The sequence below is a fragment of the Streptosporangium longisporum genome, assembly GCF_039534895.1.
Lineage (GTDB): Bacteria > Actinomycetota > Actinomycetes > Streptosporangiales > Streptosporangiaceae > Streptosporangium > Streptosporangium longisporum.
Genome location: NZ_BAAAWD010000019.1, coordinates 22480 through 40086 on the forward strand (window position 1 = coordinate 22480; position 17607 = coordinate 40086).

The 17607-nt window shown below is 74.2% G+C and carries 14 protein-coding genes; 7 read left to right on the forward strand and 7 right to left on the reverse strand.

Features of this window, described 5'->3' with window-relative positions; translation table 11 throughout:
- The first annotated feature begins 18 nt into the window (after window positions 1-18).
- Window positions 19-462, forward strand: coding sequence for an SRPBCC family protein (locus tag ABD832_RS32060; protein WP_344902872.1), 444 nt, complete (start codon window positions 19-21; stop codon window positions 460-462).
- Here the strand turns inward: ABD832_RS32060 and ABD832_RS32065 are convergent.
- From ABD832_RS32065 to ABD832_RS32080, 4 genes are all read right to left on the reverse strand, one after another.
- Entirely contained in the window at window positions 449-1021 is a 573-nt protein-coding gene (locus ABD832_RS32065; RefSeq protein ID WP_344902875.1) for an FxsA family protein, read from the reverse strand. The two genes, ABD832_RS32060 and ABD832_RS32065, sit on opposite strands and share 14 nt — an antisense overlap.
- Window positions 1022-1125: 104 nt before the next feature.
- A complete protein-coding gene (locus ABD832_RS32070) occupies window positions 1126-1884 on the reverse strand; it encodes a polyprenol monophosphomannose synthase (protein WP_344902877.1) in 759 nt (252 codons plus the stop codon).
- Entirely contained in the window at window positions 1884-3701 is a 1818-nt protein-coding gene (gene lnt, locus ABD832_RS32075; RefSeq protein ID WP_344902880.1) for an apolipoprotein N-acyltransferase, read from the reverse strand. The genes ABD832_RS32070 and lnt overlap by 1 nt, the downstream gene beginning before the upstream one ends.
- A gap of 638 nt (window positions 3702-4339) precedes the next feature.
- The gene (locus tag ABD832_RS32080; protein WP_344902883.1) at window positions 4340-6688 is read right to left on the reverse strand and encodes a HelD family protein; all 2349 of its coding nucleotides are present in this window, start codon (window positions 6686-6688) and stop codon (window positions 4340-4342) included.
- 238 nt (window positions 6689-6926) lie between these two features.
- Between ABD832_RS32080 and ABD832_RS32085 the strand changes: the two genes are divergently transcribed.
- From ABD832_RS32085 to ABD832_RS32095, 3 genes are all read left to right on the forward strand, one after another.
- Window positions 6927-8222 carry an ROK family transcriptional regulator gene (locus ABD832_RS32085; RefSeq protein WP_344902886.1) on the forward strand — a complete coding sequence of 432 codons (1296 nt, stop codon included), beginning with the start codon at window positions 6927-6929 and terminating at the stop codon, window positions 8220-8222.
- Window positions 8223-8307: 85 nt separating this feature from the next.
- Window positions 8308-9567: a 6-phospho-beta-glucosidase gene (locus ABD832_RS32090; protein ID WP_344902889.1), complete on the forward strand. Its 1260-nt coding sequence runs from the start codon at window positions 8308-8310 to the stop codon at window positions 9565-9567.
- Complete coding sequence (locus ABD832_RS32095) at window positions 9564-10535, forward strand: N-acetylglucosamine kinase (protein WP_344902892.1); 972 nt, start codon at window positions 9564-9566, stop codon at window positions 10533-10535. Before ABD832_RS32090 ends, ABD832_RS32095 begins: the two co-directional genes overlap by 4 nt.
- Before the next feature lie 113 nt (window positions 10536-10648).
- Here the strand turns inward: ABD832_RS32095 and ABD832_RS32100 are convergent, their stop codons facing one another.
- On the reverse strand, window positions 10649-12037 hold the full coding sequence (locus ABD832_RS32100) for an aminotransferase-like domain-containing protein (protein WP_344902895.1): 1389 nt from the start codon (window positions 12035-12037) through the stop codon (window positions 10649-10651).
- Here ABD832_RS32100 and ABD832_RS32105 point away from each other — a divergent pair.
- The gene (locus tag ABD832_RS32105; RefSeq protein WP_344902899.1) at window positions 12036-13298 is read left to right on the forward strand and encodes an aminotransferase class V-fold PLP-dependent enzyme; all 1263 of its coding nucleotides are present in this window, start codon (window positions 12036-12038) and stop codon (window positions 13296-13298) included. The two genes, ABD832_RS32100 and ABD832_RS32105, sit on opposite strands and share 2 nt — an antisense overlap.
- Here ABD832_RS32105 and ABD832_RS32110 read toward each other — a convergent pair.
- Window positions 13253-14224: a LysR family transcriptional regulator gene (locus ABD832_RS32110; protein ID WP_344902902.1), complete on the reverse strand. Its 972-nt coding sequence runs from the start codon at window positions 14222-14224 to the stop codon at window positions 13253-13255. The genes ABD832_RS32105 and ABD832_RS32110 overlap by 46 nt on opposite strands.
- A gap of 241 nt (window positions 14225-14465) precedes the next feature.
- Between ABD832_RS32110 and ABD832_RS32115 the strand changes: the two genes are divergently transcribed.
- Entirely contained in the window at window positions 14466-15524 is a 1059-nt protein-coding gene (locus ABD832_RS32115) for an SDR family oxidoreductase (protein WP_344902905.1), read from the forward strand.
- A gap of 131 nt (window positions 15525-15655) precedes the next feature.
- Here ABD832_RS32115 and ABD832_RS32120 read toward each other — a convergent pair whose 3' ends face one another.
- On the reverse strand, window positions 15656-16507 hold the full coding sequence (locus tag ABD832_RS32120) for a helix-turn-helix transcriptional regulator (RefSeq protein WP_344902908.1): 852 nt from the start codon (window positions 16505-16507) through the stop codon (window positions 15656-15658).
- 86 nt (window positions 16508-16593) lie between these two features.
- On the opposite strand from ABD832_RS32120, the gene ABD832_RS32125 reads away from it, so the two are divergent.
- Window positions 16594-17595 (forward strand): NAD-dependent epimerase/dehydratase family protein, encoded by a 1002-nt coding sequence (locus ABD832_RS32125; protein ID WP_344902911.1) that lies wholly within the window; start codon window positions 16594-16596, stop codon window positions 17593-17595.
- The last annotated feature ends 12 nt before the right edge of the window (window positions 17596-17607 follow it).

Below are 17607 nucleotides of genomic sequence, written 5' to 3' on the forward strand. Positions count from 1 at the left end.
ACGGGGAAGGACCCGGGGGTGACCCGTTCCCGTATCAGCGTCTCCGTGGACGCCCACGCCAGGCCCGAACAGGTGTTCTCCGTGCTGACCGACTGGCCCCGGCACCACGAGTGGATGGTGCTGACCCGGGCGCACGTCGAGACCGGGGACGGCCGCAGCCCGGGGAGCCGGCTCGCCGCCTTCACCGGGGTGGGGCCGGTCGGCTTCCTCGACACCATGGAGATCACCCGATGGGAGCCGCCGAGGAGCGTGGGGGTCCGGCACACCGGACGGCTGATACGCGGCACCGGGATCTTCCGGGTGCTGCCGCGCGAGGGCGGCGGCAGCACGATCGTCTGGGAGGAGGAGCTCGACGTGCCGTTCGGCGCGGCCGGGCGGCTCGGCTGGCGGGTGATCAGGCCGTTGAACGCGGCGCTGTTCCGGCTCTCACTGCGCAGGCTGGCCGCGCTCAGCGACCGCTGACGCCTCCGTCGGGTTCGTCGCGGATGACCTCGCCGTGGACGACCGGTCCCGCTCCCTGGGCCCGGCCCGAAGCTCCGGGGACCCGCCCCTGCGCGGTCCGCAGCCCGTCGAAGGGCGAGCCCTGACCGGTGAACGGGTCGCCCAGCGGCCCGCCGAGCGGCCCGCCCACCCCGGCCGCGCTCCTGGCGACCATGGTGCGGACCCTGCGGGTGAAGAACCAGTTCGCGGCCCGGCGCACCACCGGCCGGGTGAACGGCAGCAGGCACAGGAAGCCGAGGACGTCGGTGAGGAACCCGGGGGTCAGCAGCAGCGTGCCGCCCACCAGGATCAGCGCGCCGTCGGCGAGCTCACGGTCGGGCATCCGCCCGCTCTGCAGCGCACCCTGGAGGTTGCGCCAGGCGCGGCGGCCCTCGCGGCGCACGACCCAGGCGCCCAGCAGGCTGTCGGCGAGCAGGACGGCCACCGTCGGCCACCCTCCGATGACCTGCCCCACCTGGATGAGGACGAATATCTCGAGGAGCGGTACCACGAGAAAGGTCAGGAACAGCACTAAGCGCATCTTCGCCTCAACTCACGCGACAGCCGTACGACATGACAACGCCCGGGGAGGGCGGCGCGTTCCGTGTTCGCTCAGCGTGGACGTCCCCGCCCGCGGCACGACGATCAGCGTCTGCGGCCGAGGCGGCGGCGCACACGGGCGGGCAGGCCCGCGACCCCCCACACGGTGACCCGCCACAGCGCCTCCAGGATGATGGCGCGGCTCATCTTGCTGGCCCCGACGGCGCGCTCCACGAACGTGATCGGAACCTCCTTGATCCGCAGCCCGTGGCGGGCGGTGCGCAGGGTCAGGTCCACCTGGAAGCAGTAGCCCTGCGACTCCACGTCGTCCAGGCCGATCTTCTCCAGGGTGGAGGCCCGGTAGGCGCGGAAACCCGCGGTGGCGTCGCGGACCGGCAGGCCGAGGGCCAGGCGGCTGTACATGTTCGCGCCGCGCGAGAGGAACTGGCGCGAGGCGGGCCAGTTGACCACCTTCCCGCCGGGCACCCACCGGGACCCGATCGCCAGGTCGGCCCCGCGGTCCAGCGCCTTCAGCAGGGCCGGGAGCGTCTCGGGAGGGTGGGAGCCGTCGGCGTCCATCTCCACCAGGACGCCGAACCCCTCCGCCAGGCCCCAGCGGAAGCCCGCGATGTAGGCCGAGCCCAGCCCCTGCTTGCCGCCGGGCCGGTGCATCACGTGGACCAGCTCGTCGTCGGAGGCCAGCTTGTCGGCGATCGCCCCGGTGCCGTCGGGGCTGTCGTCGTCGGCGATCAGGAGGTGGGCCTCGGGCACGGCCTCGCGCAGGCGCCGGACGATCAGCGGCAGGTTCTCCCGCTCGTTGTACGTCGGGACGACGACGAGCACCCGGCCAAGCATCCGCTCCATCACGCGTCTCCCACCTGACGATCGTCCTGCCGCCCCGCGGCCCGTGCCGCGGTGCCCCTCCGGCGCCGCCCGGTGGTCGTTGCGACGGCCACCGCGCCGGCCCCCACAAGTATCAGGGCCCACTCGGGCAGCGCGCCCACGCGGGTGGCGACGGTCCGCGCGGTCCTGACAGGGACCGTCAACACGTTCGTCGCGGGCACCAGTTCCTCGGTGCGCCAGGCTATCGAGCCATCGGGGGTCACATATGCCGATATACCCGTAATTGCGGAAGTGATCACCGCCCGATTGTGCTCCACGGCGCGCAACTGGGACATGGCCAGCTGCTGCGGCGGCAGGTTCGTGAACGCGTAGGTGGCGTTGTTGGTCTGCACCACCAGCGGCGTGGCCCCCGTCCTGACGGTGCGGTTCACGACGTCGTCGTAGGCCACCTCGTAGCAGTTGATCGCGCCGACCGTCACCGGGCCCATCCTCAGGTCCCCGTCCCGGGTGCCCGCCACCGACTGCTTGCCGACCAGGGAGGCCCGCTCGAACAGGGCCAGCACCAGCTCCTTGAGCGGGGTGAACTCCCCGAAGGGCACCAGGCGCTGCTTGTCGTAGTGGGCGCCGGGCCCGGTCACCGGGTCCCAGACCAGGCTGCGGGTGGCGCGCTCGTTCACCCCCACGCCGACCACGGCGCCGACCAGGACGGGCACCCCGACGTCCCGGACCGCCGCGTCGATCTCGGCGTGGGCGAACGCGTTGCGCAGCGGGTCGATGTCGGTGGAGTTCTCCGGGAGCACCACCAGGTCGGGGCGGGGCACCCGGCCCCGGCGCACGTCGTCGGCCATCCGGTGCAGCAGCCGGGTGTGGTTGCGGAGCACCACGGCGGGCTCGTCGCCCAGCGGGTGCATGCCCCGGCCGGGGACGTTGCCCTGGATGACGCCGACGGTCACGCTGCGCCCCTCGTCGCCGTACCGGGGCACGGCCAGGGCCACCACCGGCACGGCCAGCGCCCCCACCAGCGGCAGCACCAGCGGCAGCACCGACCGCGCGGCCGGGACCGGCACCGAGGACGAGACCGAGGGCCGGTCCGAGGGCCGGTCCGAGGACGGCGCGGACGGCACGGACGGCACGGACGGCACGGACGGCGCGGGCCGCATGACCGCCCCGGCCGACCCGGCCGGGACGCCGCGACGGGCGGCGAGGGCCCGCAGGACCGCCAGGGCGATCAGGCCGCCGCACAGGGCCACCGCGAAGCTCACCAGCGGCGCCCCGCCGAGCGCGGCGTACGGGGTGAAGGGCGACCGGCCCTGGCCGAAGGCGACCCGGGCCCAGGGGAAGCCGCCGAAGGGGACCTGTCCCCGGGCCCATTCGGCCGCCACCCAGAGCGCGGCGCTCCACAGCGGCCACAGGCGCAACCGGGACACGAGGGCGGCTCCCACCCCCCAGGCGGCGTAGAAGGCGCTCTCGATGGCCACCAGGCCCAGCCAGGCGTCCGCACCGATCGGCCTCACCCAGCCCAGGGCGGGCAGCAGCAGGGCGAGGCCCGCGAGCAGGCCCAGCCAGGCGCCGCGGCGCGGGCGGGTGCCGTGCACGGCCAGGACGATCGCGGCCATTCCGGGCGGCGCCAGGAACCACAGGCCGGAGGGCGGGAAGGCCCAGAACACCAGCAGGCCGCCAGCCACCGCCGAGGCGATCCTGGCCGGCAGCGCCGACCGGGAGGCCCGGGGACCGGCACCGGCGTCTCCACGGTCCGGAAGGCCGGGCGGAGGACCGGTCGGGGGGCCGTCCTGCGCGGACGTCCCCGGCACCGGGCCGACCGTCTTGTCCTGCACCACGGGAGGGGCTCCTTGCGATGTCACGGGCGGGCGCTGCCCCGTCCTGCAGCCTGAACGCTACCTTCCGGCAGGCGCGGCCTGGACGTCCGGCACCGGATCATAGGCGGGAAGGACGGCCCGGCGGCGGTCCGAGGGTGGTCCTGCGGTGATCCGGTCGCGGTCGGACGACGGCCCGGTGGTGACGCGGTGGTGACGCGGTCGCGGCCCGGTGGGCGGTCGGAGACGGCAACGGGGCGGCCGGGGTGTCGAAGGACACCCCGGCCGCCCCGACGCTTGCGGCGCTCGCACGGGAGCGGGAAGAGAGCCCGGGCGACCCTTCGGACCGGTTCCGTCCCGTCGGCGGCGGGCGCGGATTGCCGTTGTCTACTGGGTGCCCGGACCCCTCCTGGGTCCAACCCCCCGCCCGGAAGGAGTGCCCCGCCTCGACGGACTGCCGGTCCTGCGCCTGGCTGTACGGACGGGCGTGACCCCGTCACGGGCGCAGGAGACGGCGATGTCGAAAGGCGGCCGACCGGCCAGTCCCGTGCTGGACTGGGCAGCAAACTACCGAGCCCAGCGCAGATGTCAACCGTGTCACTAACAGCGGAAACATCAAGTTTTCGCAGCTGGGACATGATCGACGAGAGCCGTCAATGGTCTCATGTGATCCGATGTCCCTCAAGTCGAGCGAGGGCGGCGGGAAGCGGGCCGTCGTGCACCACGCCAAGGCGCCGGGTCGCGCGGGTCAGCGCCACGTAAAGGTCGCTGGCCCCGCGCGGCGACTCGCCCAGGATGAGCTCCGGTTCGACCACGATGACCGCGTCGAACTCCAGGCCCTTGGCCTCGGCGACGGTCAGCACCGCCACCTGCGCGTCCAGCGCGGCGGACCCCGGCCCGGCGACCGCGCCCTCGACCGAGGCCGTCACGACCTCGCCGAACTCGGCGGCCCGCGACTCCGGGACGATCACGACGAGACGGCCGCCCTCGACGATCTCGGCCTTGACCCGCTCGCCCAGCGAGGACGTCGGGGAGGCCGCCCAGGGGTGCGTCCCGGTCTCCCTGACCGAGGTCGGGGCGGTCAGCTCCGGGCCGACCAGGGTGAGCACGTCGGCGGCCACGGCCATCAGCTCGGCCGGGGTGCGGTAGTTGACGGTGAGGGTCTCCTCGCGCCAGCGCCCGGCCACGTACGGGTCCAGGACCGCCCCCCAGGAGCGGGCCCCGGCCGACGCGCCGGTCTGGGCCAGGTCGCCGACGATCGTCATGGACCGGGTCGGGCAGCGCCGCATGAGCATCCGCCAGTCCATCGCCGACAGTTCCTGCGCCTCGTCCACGATCACGTGGCCGAAGGCCCAGGTGCGGTCGGCCGCGGCGCGCTCGGCCGTGGTCAGGAAGACGTCGTCGCCGAGGTGGCGGGCGGCGAAGCGTTCGGCGTCCATGATGTCGGACAGCCCGGTCAGCTCCAGCACCTCCTTGGCGTAGGCGAGCTGGTGCTGCCGCTCGTCGAGCGCGGCGGCGCGCTGGGCGGCCTGCTCCTCCTCGGCCATCCAGGCACCGGCCCGCAGCACCGCGGGGTCGATGTCGCCGAGCAGCTCGGCCGCCTCGTCCAGCAGCGGCACGTCGGACTCGGCCCACCAGTTCTCCCCCTGGCGGGGCGGCTCGCGCAGCAGCAGCCTCCGCTCGGCCTCGTCGAACTCGGCGGCGGCGTGCTCCAGGCGCTCGGGGGAGGTGAACAGCCCGATCAGCAGCTGCTGCGGGGTGACGTAAGGCCACAGCCGGTTCAGCGCGGCCTTGACGGGCCGTTCGGTACGCAGGTCCTCGCGGATGTCGGCCAGCTCGTCGTCGTCGATCATGCCCTTGCCGAGCAGCCGGGCCGCCTGGCGGGCGAGCGCGTTGAGCAGGTGCCGGACGAAGACCGCGCGGGCCTCGTTGTGCGCCCGCTTGGAGCGGGCGGCCCGGTTGCGGGCCGCCTCCAGGACGCTGCCCTCCAGCCGGAGCGTGTAGCGGTCGAGCTTGATCTCCAGCGGCTTGCGCGGCACCCGCTGCCGCTCGCGCACGGCCCGCGCGACGACCTGGGCCATCCGGGCGTCGCCCTTGATCGCGGCCGTCTCGGGACGCTCCCTGCGGCCGGGGACGACCCCGGGGTAGAGCTCGGAGACGGTCGACAGCAGCACGTCGGTCTCGCCCAGGGAGGGCAGCACCTGCTCGATGTAGCGCAGGAAGGTCAGGTTGGGTCCCAGGATGAGCACGCCCCTGCGGGCCAGCTTCTCCCGGTGGGTGTAGAGCAGGTAGGCGGCCCGGTGCAGCGCGACCACGGTCTTGCCGGTGCCGGGGCCGCCCTGGACGACCAGCACGCCGTTCAGGTCGGAGCGGATGATGCGGTCCTGCTCGGACTGGATGGTGGCCACGATGTCGCGCATCCGCCCGGTGCGCCGGGCGGCCAGCGACGCCAGCAGCGCGGCCTCGCCGTTGAGGGTGGCCGCGGCCTCGTCGGTGAGGCCGTCGAGGTCCAGCAGGTCGTCGTCGATCCCGATCACCTTGCGGCCCTTGGTCTGCAGGTGACGGCGGCGGGTGACGCCCATCGAGGCCGCGGGGGTGGCGCCGTAGAAGGGCTGCGCCACCGGGGCGCGCCAGTCGATCAGCAGGCGCCGCTGGTCGTCGTCGGCCATGCCGATCCGGCCGATGTAGAGGGAGGTGGCGTCGGCGTTGTCGAGCCTGCCGAAGCACAGGCCGTTCTCGACCGCCCACAGGCGGCCCAGGCGTTCGGCGTACATCCCGGCGAAGCTGTCGCGCTCGGAGCGGTTCTGGTGGGTGCCACCGCTGCCGCCCTGGGCCAGGACGCCGTCCAGCTGCCGCTGGGTGCGTTCACGCAGCAGGTCGAGCCGCCGGTAGAGCCCGGAAACGTACTCCTGCTCCCTGGCCAGCTCGATTTGACGGGTTGCCGTCGCTCCGTTATCGTTGCTAGTAATGGGACACTCCGGGCCATTCTGCTGGTTGTTATGACAAACCACTACCCTAGCAGGTCCGTCGAGAAGTTTACCCACCCCTCCGCCGTCACAGCTTGATTGCGGCGCCCTCTGCCCGCTTGACGGAAATCCACGGGGTTCCTTAGATTCTCTTCAAGTTAGGAAACTTTCCTAACTTGAGCGCATCGGCACTCGGGCGCACCGGCCTGCGCCGGGACGCGTCGCGCGCCCGGGCCGCCGGACACGGGAACCCCCCTCGTGGATCCCGGAACGCGGAGGAAGAGTGAACCAGCCGACGCCGGGCACCCCCAGCCTGCTGCGCGCCATCAACGACCGCGCCGCCCTGCGGGCGCTGCTGGAGCGCGGCCCGCTGACCCGCCCGGAGATCGGCGCCCTCACCGGCCTGTCCAAGCCCACCGCCTCCCAGCTTCTCATCCGCCTGCAGGAGGCCGGCCTGGTCGTGCTCGACGGCATCCGTGAGGGGTTGCCCGGCCGTACCGCCGAGGTCTACCGGCTCAACCCCGACGCCGCGCACGTCGCCGCGCTGGACGTCAAGCGCGCGGGCATCGACGTCAGGATCGCCGACATCACCGGCACCGTGGTCGGCGAGCACCACCTGCCCACCCCGGGCCGTTCCGGTGGCGACGCCGTCGAGCGCGTCCGTGCCGCACTGGAGGGCGCCGGCGCCAGGCTCGCGACCGCGCCCGCGCCGACGTCGGCCCCGGCGGCGACCACGGCGACCCCGGCGACCCCGGCGACCCTGCCGATCCCGGCCGCGACGGTGACGGCCGCGACGATCAGGTGCGCGGTCATCGGCGTGGAGGGGGCGATCGACCCCGGCACCGGCCGGCTGGCCTACGCCACCCGCAAGGACATGCCCGGCTGGCAGATCCCCGACCTGGTCCGCACGCTGGGCGACGGCCTGGGCATGCCGGTCGCCGTCGAGAACAACGTCAACCTCGTCGCCCAGGCCGAGCAGGCGCACGGCGCGGGCCGGGGCCACCGGGACTTCGTGCTGCTCTGGGCCGACGAAGGGCTCGGCTCGGCCCTGGTGCTCGGCGGCCGGCTGCACCGGGGCGCCACCGGCGGCGCCGGCGAGGTCGGCTACATGCCCACCCCGGGCGCGCCGACCGCCAGGGAGACCGGCCGCTACGCCAACCACGGCTACCAGGCCCTCACCGGCGGCCCCGCGGTCCTGAAGATCCTCAGGTCGTACGGGGTGCGCGGGACCGGCCCGGCGCAGGCCGTGCGGAACGCGGTGCGGACCGCGGCCTCCACCGGCGCCCGCGCCGACGACGCCCGCGCCGGGCTGCGCGACGTCGCCTCCCGGCTGGCCGTCGGGCTGGCCGCGATCACCTCCGTCGTCGACCCCGGGATCATCGTGCTGACCGGCGGGACCCTGCTGGCCGGTGGCGACACCCTGCGCGGGCTCGTCGAGCACGAGCTGCACGCGCTGACCATCCCCCGGCCACCGCTGGTGCTGTCGACCGTCGAGGGCAACCCCGTCCTCGCCGGCGCGCTCGACCTCGCCCTGGCCACCGCCCGCGAAGAGGTCTTCGGCTCCACCGTCCCGTCCTGACCCCCCACCCCCAGGAGACAGCCGTCGTGCACCGCCATCGTCCGCAGGGTCCTCGTCGAGGACGTCACGCCGAAGGAGCAAAAGGGTGAAACTCGCCGTTGTCGGGGGCGGCTCGACGTACACGCCGGAGCTGGTCGACGGTTTCGCGCGGCTGCGCGACGAGCTGCCGCTGACCGAGATCGCGCTGGTCGACCCGGACGTGCGCCGGCTGGACCTGGTCTCCGGGATGGCCCGGCGGATGCTGGCGCGGGCCGGGCATCCGGCCGCGGTCGTCGCGACCACGTCGGTCGAGGAGGGCGTCGCCGGGGCGGGGGCCGTGCTGCTGCAGCTGCGCGTCGGCGGCCAGGCCGCGCGCGACGTGGACGAGACGCTGCCGCTGGAGTGCGGCTGCGTCGGGCAAGAGACGACCGGCGCGGGCGGGCTGGCCAAGGCGCTGCGCACGGTACCGGTGGTGCTGGACATCGCCGAGAAGGTCGCGCGGCACGCGCCGGACGCCTGGATCGTCGACTTCACCAACCCGGTCGGCATCGTCACCAGGGCGCTGCTGGAGGCCGGGCACCGGGCCATCGGCCTGTGCAACGTGGCCATCGGCTTCCAGCGCCGCTTCGCCGCGAACCTGGGCGTCGACCCCGGGCGGATCTCCCTCGACCACGTCGGCCTGAACCACCTCACCTGGGAGCGGGCCGTCCGCCTGGACGGGCGGGACGTGCTGCCGGAACTGCTGGAGAGCCACGGCGAGAAGATCGCCGCGGACGTCGGCCTGCCCGCCGCGCTGATCCGCAGGCTGGGCGTGGTCCCCTCCTACTACCTGCGCTACTTCTACGAGCACGACCGGGTGGTGGCCGAGCAGCGCGTCAAGCCCTCGCGCGCGGCCGAGGTCGCGGCGATGGAGACCGAGCTGCTGAGGCTGTACGCCGACCCGGCCGTGGACACCAAGCCCGAGCTGCTGGGCAAGCGCGGCGGCGCGTTCTACTCGGAGGCGGCGGTGGCGCTGATCGCCTCGCTGGCCGGCGACCGCGGCGACACCCAGGTCGTCAACCTGCGCAACGACGGCACGCTGCCGTTCCTGCCCGACGAGGCGGTCGTCGAGGTCCCGGCCACGGTCACCGCGGCGGGCGCGGCCGCGTTGCCGGTGGAGCCGGTGGAACCGCTCTTCGCCGGGCTGATCGCGCACGTCACCGCGTATGAGACGCTGGCGCTGGAGGCGGCGCTGCACGGCGGCGAGGAGCGGGTCGCCGACGCGCTGCTGGCGCACCCGCTGGTCGGGCAGGCCTCGCTCTCCGGCGACCTGGCCCGGCGCCTGATCGAGGCCAACCTCGCCCACCTGCCCTGGGCGACCGCGTGAGGACGACACTGGCCGTCGACGGGGGCAACAGCAAGACCGACGTCGTGCTGGTCGGTGAGGACGGCTCGGTGCTGGCCACCGGGCGCGGCGCCGCGTTCCAGCCGCAGACCGTCGGGGTGGCGCGCGCGATCGACGTGATCGGCGACGCGGTGCGCTCCGCGCTCGGCCCGCGGGCGGTCCCTCCCTACGCCGACCACGTGGCCGCCTACGTGGCGGGCGCGGACCTGCCGGTCGAGGAGGAGGCGCTGCGCGCGGAGATCCTCTCGCGCGGGTACGGCCGGCGGGTGACCGTCGGCAACGACACCTTCGCGCTGCTGCGCGCCGGGGCCTCCGGACCCGCGGGCGTGGCCGTGGTGTGCGGGGCGGGCGTCAACGCGGTGGCGGTCTCCCCCTCGGGACGGGTGGCGCGGTATCCGGCGCTGGGACGGCTCACCGGCGACTGGGGGGGCGGGCTCGGGCTCGGCGAGGAGACGCTCTGGCACGCCGTGCGCGCCGAGGACGGCCGGGGCCCGGCCACCGCGCTGGCCCCCGCGGTCCGTGAGCACTTCGGCACCCGCACGGTCGAGGAGGTGTCCCTGGCCGTCCACTTCGGCGAGCTGGCGTACGGCAGGCTGAACGAGCTGGCGCCGGTGCTGATGGCCGTCGCCGCCACGGGCGACGAGGTGGCCCGCTCCCTGGTGTCCCGGATGGCCGAGGAGGTGGTGGTGCTCGCGGAGGTCGCGCTGCGCCGCCTGGACCTGCTGGGCGTCCCGACGGAGGTGGTCCTGGGCGGCGGCGTGCTCACCGCCCGCGACCCGCTCATGAGCGAGCTGCTGGAACGGGGCTTCGCCGAGCGGGCCCCGCAGGCCAAGCTGATCGTCGCCGACGTCCCGCCCGTCATGGGCGCCGCGCTGCTGGGCCTGGACGCCCTGGGCGCCGGCGAGGAGGCCCGGGCCCGGCTGCGGGCGCACTTCCGCACCCCGACCTGACGGGCGGCGGGCCCGTCCGGGGAGCGGGCCTTTGCGGGAAGCGGGTCCGTGCGGGAAACGGGTCCGTGCGGGAAACGGGTCCGTGCGGGAAACGGGCCCGCGGGGAGGCCGGGTCAGACGTGCCGCAGCCGGTGCGCGGCCTCCGCCAGCTCGGTGAGGTCGCCCGCGGCCGCGAACCCCAGCCGCAGGAAGGCCCCGGGCGGTTCGGCGGCGAAGTACCGGCGTCCGGCGCTGACGGCGACCCCGTGCCGCCGGGCGGCACCGGCGACCACGGTGTCGTCGGCGCCGGCCGGCAGGCGGACCCACAGGTGCAGCCCGCCCGCGGGGAGCCGGGTGACGGTCCAGTCCGGGCGCTCGCGCGCGACGGCGGCGGCCAGCTCCGCGCAGCGTTCCCGCAGCGCCACGGCCAGCGTGCGGACGTGCCGCTCCCACGCCGGTGAGCTGAGCAGCTCCAGGGCGGTCTCCTGCAGCGGGCGGGTGACGAAGAAGTCGTCGACCATCCGGATCGCCCTCATCCGCTCCATCACCGGCCCGCGGGCCGCCAGTGCCCCGATGCGCAGGCTGGGCGCCGCGGGCTTGGTCAGGGAGGTCAGGTGCACGACCGTGCCGTCGCGGTCGTCGGCCACCAGCGGCCGCGGCGCCTGGCCTCCGTGGCCGAGGTGGCGGGCGAAGTCGTCCTCGACGACGAAGGCGCCGGCGGCCCTGGCCACCTCGACGACCTGGCCGCGGCGCTCGGGGGCCAGCACGACGCCGGTCGGGTTGTGATGGGTCGGCTGGCAGTAGAACACCCGCGCGCCGGTCATGGCGAACGCCTCGGCCAGCAGGTCGGGCCGCACCCCCTCGTCGTCCATGGGAACGGGGACGGGACGCAGCCCGGCGGCGCGGGCGGCGGCCAGCGCGCCCGGGTAGGTGGGCGACTCCACCAGGATCGGGCTGCCCGGACCGGCGATGGCCCGGAACGCCATGGACAGGCCGCTCTGCCCGCCCGCGGTGACCAGCACGTCGTCCGGCGTCATGCCGCCGCCGGCCATGCCGGCGAACACGGCCCGCAGCGAGGCCAGGCCGTTCGCCGGGGCGCGGTCCCAGGCGTCGGGACGGCGACCCGCGCGCGCCAGCGCCGCGCTCAGCGGCCGGGTGGACTGCAGCGACCGGTGCAGGTAGCCGCCGTCCAGCATCATCGTCCCCTCGCCGGGCGGCCCGAGCGCGTCGGTGAGCGGGGCGGTGTCGACGGCGCGGTCGGCGAGCGCGACCGTCTGCCAGACCGTGTCGGCGGCCCCGGCCTGTTTGCGGGTGCGCGGCGCCACGAAGGTGCCGCTGCCCGGACGGGTCACCACGACGCCCTCGGCGGCCAGCGTGGCGATCGCGCGGGAGACCGTCCCCGGGCCGACGCGGTGGCGCCGGGTCAGCTCCCGGCTGCTCGGCAGGCGGTCCCCCGGCGCCATCCCGGCCAGCAGCTCCCGGAGGCTGGTCTCCAACGCTTCAGAAGTGCTACCGTCTTTCATGAGAGATCACAGTAGCACTTCTGAAATCGGCCGGGAATCGCTACCGGACGTCGCGGCCCTACGGACCGACACCCCCGGCTGCGAACAGGTCGTCCACTTCAACAACGCCGGTTGCGGCCTGCTGGCCGCGCCGGTGCTGGCCGCGATGGTCGACCACCTGAACCTGGAGGCGCGGATCGGCGGCTACGAGGCCTCGGCCGCCCGGGAGGAGGAGGTGCGCGGGTTCTACACGGAGATCGCCGCCCTGATCAACTGCGAGCCCGGCAACGTCGCCTTCGCCGGCAGCGCCACCCACGCCTTCGCCACCGCCCTGTCCGCGATCCCGTTCCGGTCCGGCGACGTCATCCTCACCACCCGCAACGACTTCATCTCCAACCAGATCGCCTTCCTGTCGCTGCGCAAGCGGTTCGGCGTGGAGATCGTGCACGCGCCCGACGCGCCCGAGGGCGGGGTCGACGTGGCGGCGATGGCCGCGCTGATGCGGGCCCATCGTCCCCGGCTGGTGACCGCCACCCACATCCCCACCAACTCCGGCCTGGTGCAGCCCGTCGCCGAGATCGGCCGGCACTGCCGCGAGCTGGACCTGCTGTACATGGTCGACGCCTGCCAGTCGGTGGGGCAGTACCCGGTCGACGTGGCCGAGATCGGCTGCGACCTGCTGACCGCCACCTGCCGCAAGTTCCTGCGCGGCCCGCGCGGCTCGGGCTTCCTGTACGTGTCCGACCGCGTCCTGCGCGCCGGGTACGAGCCGCTGTTCATCGACATGCACGGCGCCCGCTGGGTCGAGCCCGGCCGCTACCGGCCCGTCGAGACCGCGGCCCGGTTCGAGGAGTGGGAGTTCCCCTACGCGACCGTGCTCGGCTGCGCCGCCGCCGCGCGCTACGCCCTGCGGGTCGGCGTCGACGCCATCGCGGACCGCTCCCCCGCGCTCGCGGCCCGGTTGCGCACCGGCCTGGACGCCGTCCCCGGGGTACGGACGCTGGATCGCGGCCCGCGGCTGGGCGCCATCGTCACCTTCTCGGCCGAGGGGTGGGAGCCGCGGCCGTTCAAGGCGGCGATGGACGCGCGGCGCGTCAACTCGGCGCTCAGCTTCCGCGAGTTCGCGCAGTTCGACTTCGGCGACAAGGACGTCGACTGGTGCCTGCGGCTGTCACCGCACTACTACAACACCGAGGAGGAGGTGGACCGGGTCGTCGCCGCGGTCGCGGACCTGGTTCAGGGCCGTCCGGGCGGGACGGGCGGGACCGACGGCCCGAGGTAGGGGTCGGGCCCGTGGGCGGGAGGGCCGGGGCGGGCCGCGGAAAGGAGCGTGCCGGCCACGCTCTCGGTGAGCACGGCCAAAAAGGCCGCGGCGAGGGTGTCCAGGCCGGTGCGCGCATAAGCGGTGAGGGCCCGGGTGACGGCGGGCCGGGGCCACAGGACGTGGCCCTCGTACCCCCTCGGCAGGATGGTGGAGGGGACGAGGGCGGGTCCCAGGCCCGCGGCGGCCAGGGCCGGGGCCGAGGCCGTCTGCTCGGTGCGCACCGCGATCCTGGGCCGGAACCCGGCCCGCGCGCAGGCGTGGTCCAGCACCTCGGACAGGCCGTTGCCGGGGGCGTAGTGGACCCAGCGGCGGTCGCGGAGGTCCTCCAGGTCCACCTCGCGGGCCCCGCCCGCCGCGAGGGGGTCACCGGGCGGGACGGTCACGACGAACTCCTCGCATCCGAGCTCGTGCACGGGTCCCGGCCAGGGGGCGGGCCTGGGGCCGACGGCGAGGTCGGCCTGCCCGCTCGCCATCGCCTCGGCCAGTTCCTCCGTGTGGTGGTGCTCGAAGAGCCTGACGTCGACCTCGGGGTGGAGCCGGTTCCAGGCCCGCAGCGCGCCGGGCAGCACGCCCAGGCCGACCGAGCAGACCGTGGCCAGCCGCAGCTCTCCCCCGGCCAGCCCGGTCGCCTGGCGCACGGCGCAGAGGGCTCCGGTCACGTCGGCCAGGGCGGCCCGCGCGTGGGGCAGCATCGCGCGACCGGCCGGCGTGAGGTGGACGGCCCTGGGCAGCCGTTCGAGCAGGCGCGCTCCGGCCGCCCGCTCCAGCGCCTGGATCTGGTGCGACAGGGCCGGCTGGGTGACGTGCAGGATCTCGGCGGCCCGCGTGAAGGAGCCGTGGTCGACGACCGCCACCAGGTACTCCAGTTGCCGCAGGCTCAGCATGCACAGAAGTTATCACGACCGTAAAAATCATGAAATATCGTCATGTACGAGATCGAACGGCACCCGGCCGCGGCACCTGCCATAAAAGATTTTCATGGACGGCACAAGGAACATCACTTGGACTCATGACACCCGGATGGCGCAGGATCGAGCCCGTATCACCGGTGACGGGCCTGTCAGGGGGACGCGGCCCGCGCCGGACGTCCCGTACGGATCACCCGTACAGAGCAGGAGAAGATCCATGAGCACCCAGAGCAAGGTCGCTCTCGTCGTCGGCGCCCAGGGGGTGATCGGCCGCAACCTGGTCGAGCACCTCGCGGCGCTGGGCGACTGGGAGGTGATCGGCCTGTCGCGCCGTGGCGGGGAGAGCGCGGGGCGGGTCAGGCACGTCCGGGTCGACCTGCTCGACCGGGACGACTGCGCCGGGGCGCTCGGCGGGCTCACCGAGGTGACCCACGTCTTCTACGCCGCCTACCAGGACCGCCCGACGTGGGCCGAGCTCGTCCCGCCCAACCTCGCGATGCTGGTCAACGTCGTCGACGCGATCGAGCCGGTGGCGCCCGGCCTGCGGCACGTCAGCCTGATGCAGGGGTACAAGGTCTACGGCGCGCACCTGGGCCCGTTCAAGACCCCGGCGCGCGAGAGCGACCCGCGCCACATGCCGCCGGAGTTCAACGTCGACCAGGAGGACTTCCTGCGGGAGCGGCAGCGGGGCTCGGGGTGGACGTGGAGCGCGATCCGCCCGTCCGTGGTGTGCGGCTTCGCCCTCGGCAACCCGATGAACCTGGCCATGGTGATCGCCGTGTACGGCGCGATCTCCAAGGAGCTGGGCCTGCCGCTGCGCTTCCCCGGCAGGCCGGGGGCCTACGACAGGCTGCTGGAGATGACCGACGCGGGGCTGCTGGCCAAGGCGACCGTCTGGGCGGCGACCGAGGAGCGCTGCGCCAACCAGGCGTTCAACGTCAACAACGGTGACCTCTTCCGCTGGAACGACATGTGGCCGAGGATCGCGCGCTTCTTCGACCTGGAGACGGCTCCCCCGCTGCCGATGACGCTCGACGTCGTCATGGCGGACAAGGAGCCGCTGTGGGACTCCATGGTGGAGAGGTACGGGCTGGAGCGGCACTCGTACAAGGAGGTCTCGTCCTGGGCCTTCGGCGACGCCGTGTTCTCCTGGGACTACGACTTCTTCGCCGACGGCTCCAAGGCCCGGCGCCTCGGCTTCCACGAGTACGTCGACACCGAGGCGATGTTCCTGGGCATCCTCGGCGACCTGCGGCGGCGCCGGATCATCCCCTGAGCGGCCCGGACGGCCACCGGGGATCTCACGCTCCGGCCCGCCGGACCGCCGCCCACGCCGCCCACGCCGCCCATGCCCCACCCGCCCGGCCGCCGGCCCCGGCGCTGCGACCCTGCGGGCCGCCCCCGGTGCTACGGGGCCCCCGACAGGTCCTGGGTCCCGATCACGCGGAGCAGTTCGAGGGCCCGGTACACCGGGGAATCACGCTCGGCGGTGAACAGCACGACCTGCTGGTCGCGGTCCGGCAGGCCGAGGATCTCGAAGTCGAGTTCCAGCCTCCCCACCGCGGGGTGTTCGATCACCTGGTGGCTGTGGTGCTCGATGCGCAGTTCCTGGTCGTGCCAGAGCCTGGCGAACGCGGGGCTGCCGGCCAGGAGGTCGTGGATCAGGTCGCGGATCTCGGCGTTGCGGGGGTACCGGGTGGCTGCGATCCTCAGGTAACCGACCGCAGTGGCGGCGAAGTGCGGCGAGCCGTCCATGCCGTAGCCGCGCCGGGCCGGGTCGGGGTGCAGGAAATAGCGCCGGACGAAGTTGCGGTCACCCCCGCCGAGCGCGGAGAAATCCTCGAACAGCGCCGCCGCGAGCGGGTTCCAGGCGAGGATCCGGCAGGCCCCGTCGAGCACCACCACACCGGCGTCGGTCATCCGGTCGAGGAGTTTCAGCGTCCCGGCCGGCACCACATCGGCCGGCCCGCCGGTGTTCTCCGTCTCCGCCTGATCGGCCAGCCGGAACAGGTGCGTACGTTCCTGGTCCGAGAGCCGGAGCGCGCGGGCGATGCCGTGCAGCACGGCACGCGACGGGTGCCGGCCACGGCCCTGCTCCAGACGGCTGTAGTGATCCACCGAGATCTGCGCGAGCTGCGCGACCTCCTCGCGCCTCAACCCGGGCGTGCGCCGCCGGACACCGGCCGGGAGACCCGCGTCCTGCGGCCCGACCCGCTCGCGGCGGCTGCGGAGGAACGCCGCCAGCCCTGGCCTGTCCATGGTCCGACAGTACCCGCGCCGCGGACGGGCAGCCTCGTACCACCGGTCCCTGGTTACGCCGGTCCGGGCGTGCCGACAATGCCGGCATGAGTGAATCAGTGCTGGTGACCGGCGGTTCCGGCTTCGCCGCGGGCTACATCGTGCGGGACCTGCTGGAGCGGGGTCACCGGGTACGGACGACGATCCGCGACCCGAGCCGGGCCGACGCCGTCCGCAGGAGGCTGGCGACCCCGGGCGAGCTGTCGTTCGTCGCGGCGGACCTGCTCCGCGACGAGGGCTGGGACGCGGCCGTCGACGGCGTGGAGTACGTCGTGCACACCGCCTCGCCGATGCCGGTCGGCGAGTTCCGCGGGCAGGACGTCGTCCGGCCGGCCAGGGAGGGGACCCGGCGGATCCTCCAGGCCGCCCACCGCGCGGGCGTACGCCGGGTGGTCCTGACCTCGTCGACGGCGGCCGCGATGCCCGCCGAGCCGGGCGCCCCGGCCGACGAGACCGTCTGGACCGACCTGCCCGACGAGCCGAGATACGTCTATCCACGGGCCAAGACCCTGGCCGAGCGGGACGCCTGGCGCATGGCCGGCGAATGGCGGGACGGGCCGGAGCTGGTCACCGTGCTTCCCGGGAACATCCAGGGCCCCGCGCTCGACGAGGACTTCGCCCCGTCCGTGGGTCTCGTCCACATGATGCTCACCGGGAGGATGCCGGCGCTGCCGCGCATCGGTTACTCGATCGTCGACGTACGTGACCTGGCCACCCTGCACGTCCAGGCGATGACCGCACCGGCGGCGGCCGGCCGGCGCTTCGTCGCCGCCGGGGAGTTCCTGTGGCTCGAGGACATCGCCGGGATCCTGCGCGAGCGGCTCGGCGCCCGGGCCTCCAGGGTCTCGCGCCGGAGGCTGCCGGACTGGGTCGTGCGGGCCGCCGCGCCGTTCAACGCGGAGATGGCCCAGCTGGCTCCCGGCCTCGGCGTCCGTTCCCGGCTCAGCGCCGCGCACGCCGAGGACGTCCTCGGCTGGCGTACGCGGCCGGCCGCCGACTCCGTCACGGACACGGCGAACAGCCTGCTGGCCCTGGGACTGGTCCGGTAGCGCTGCGGCGGG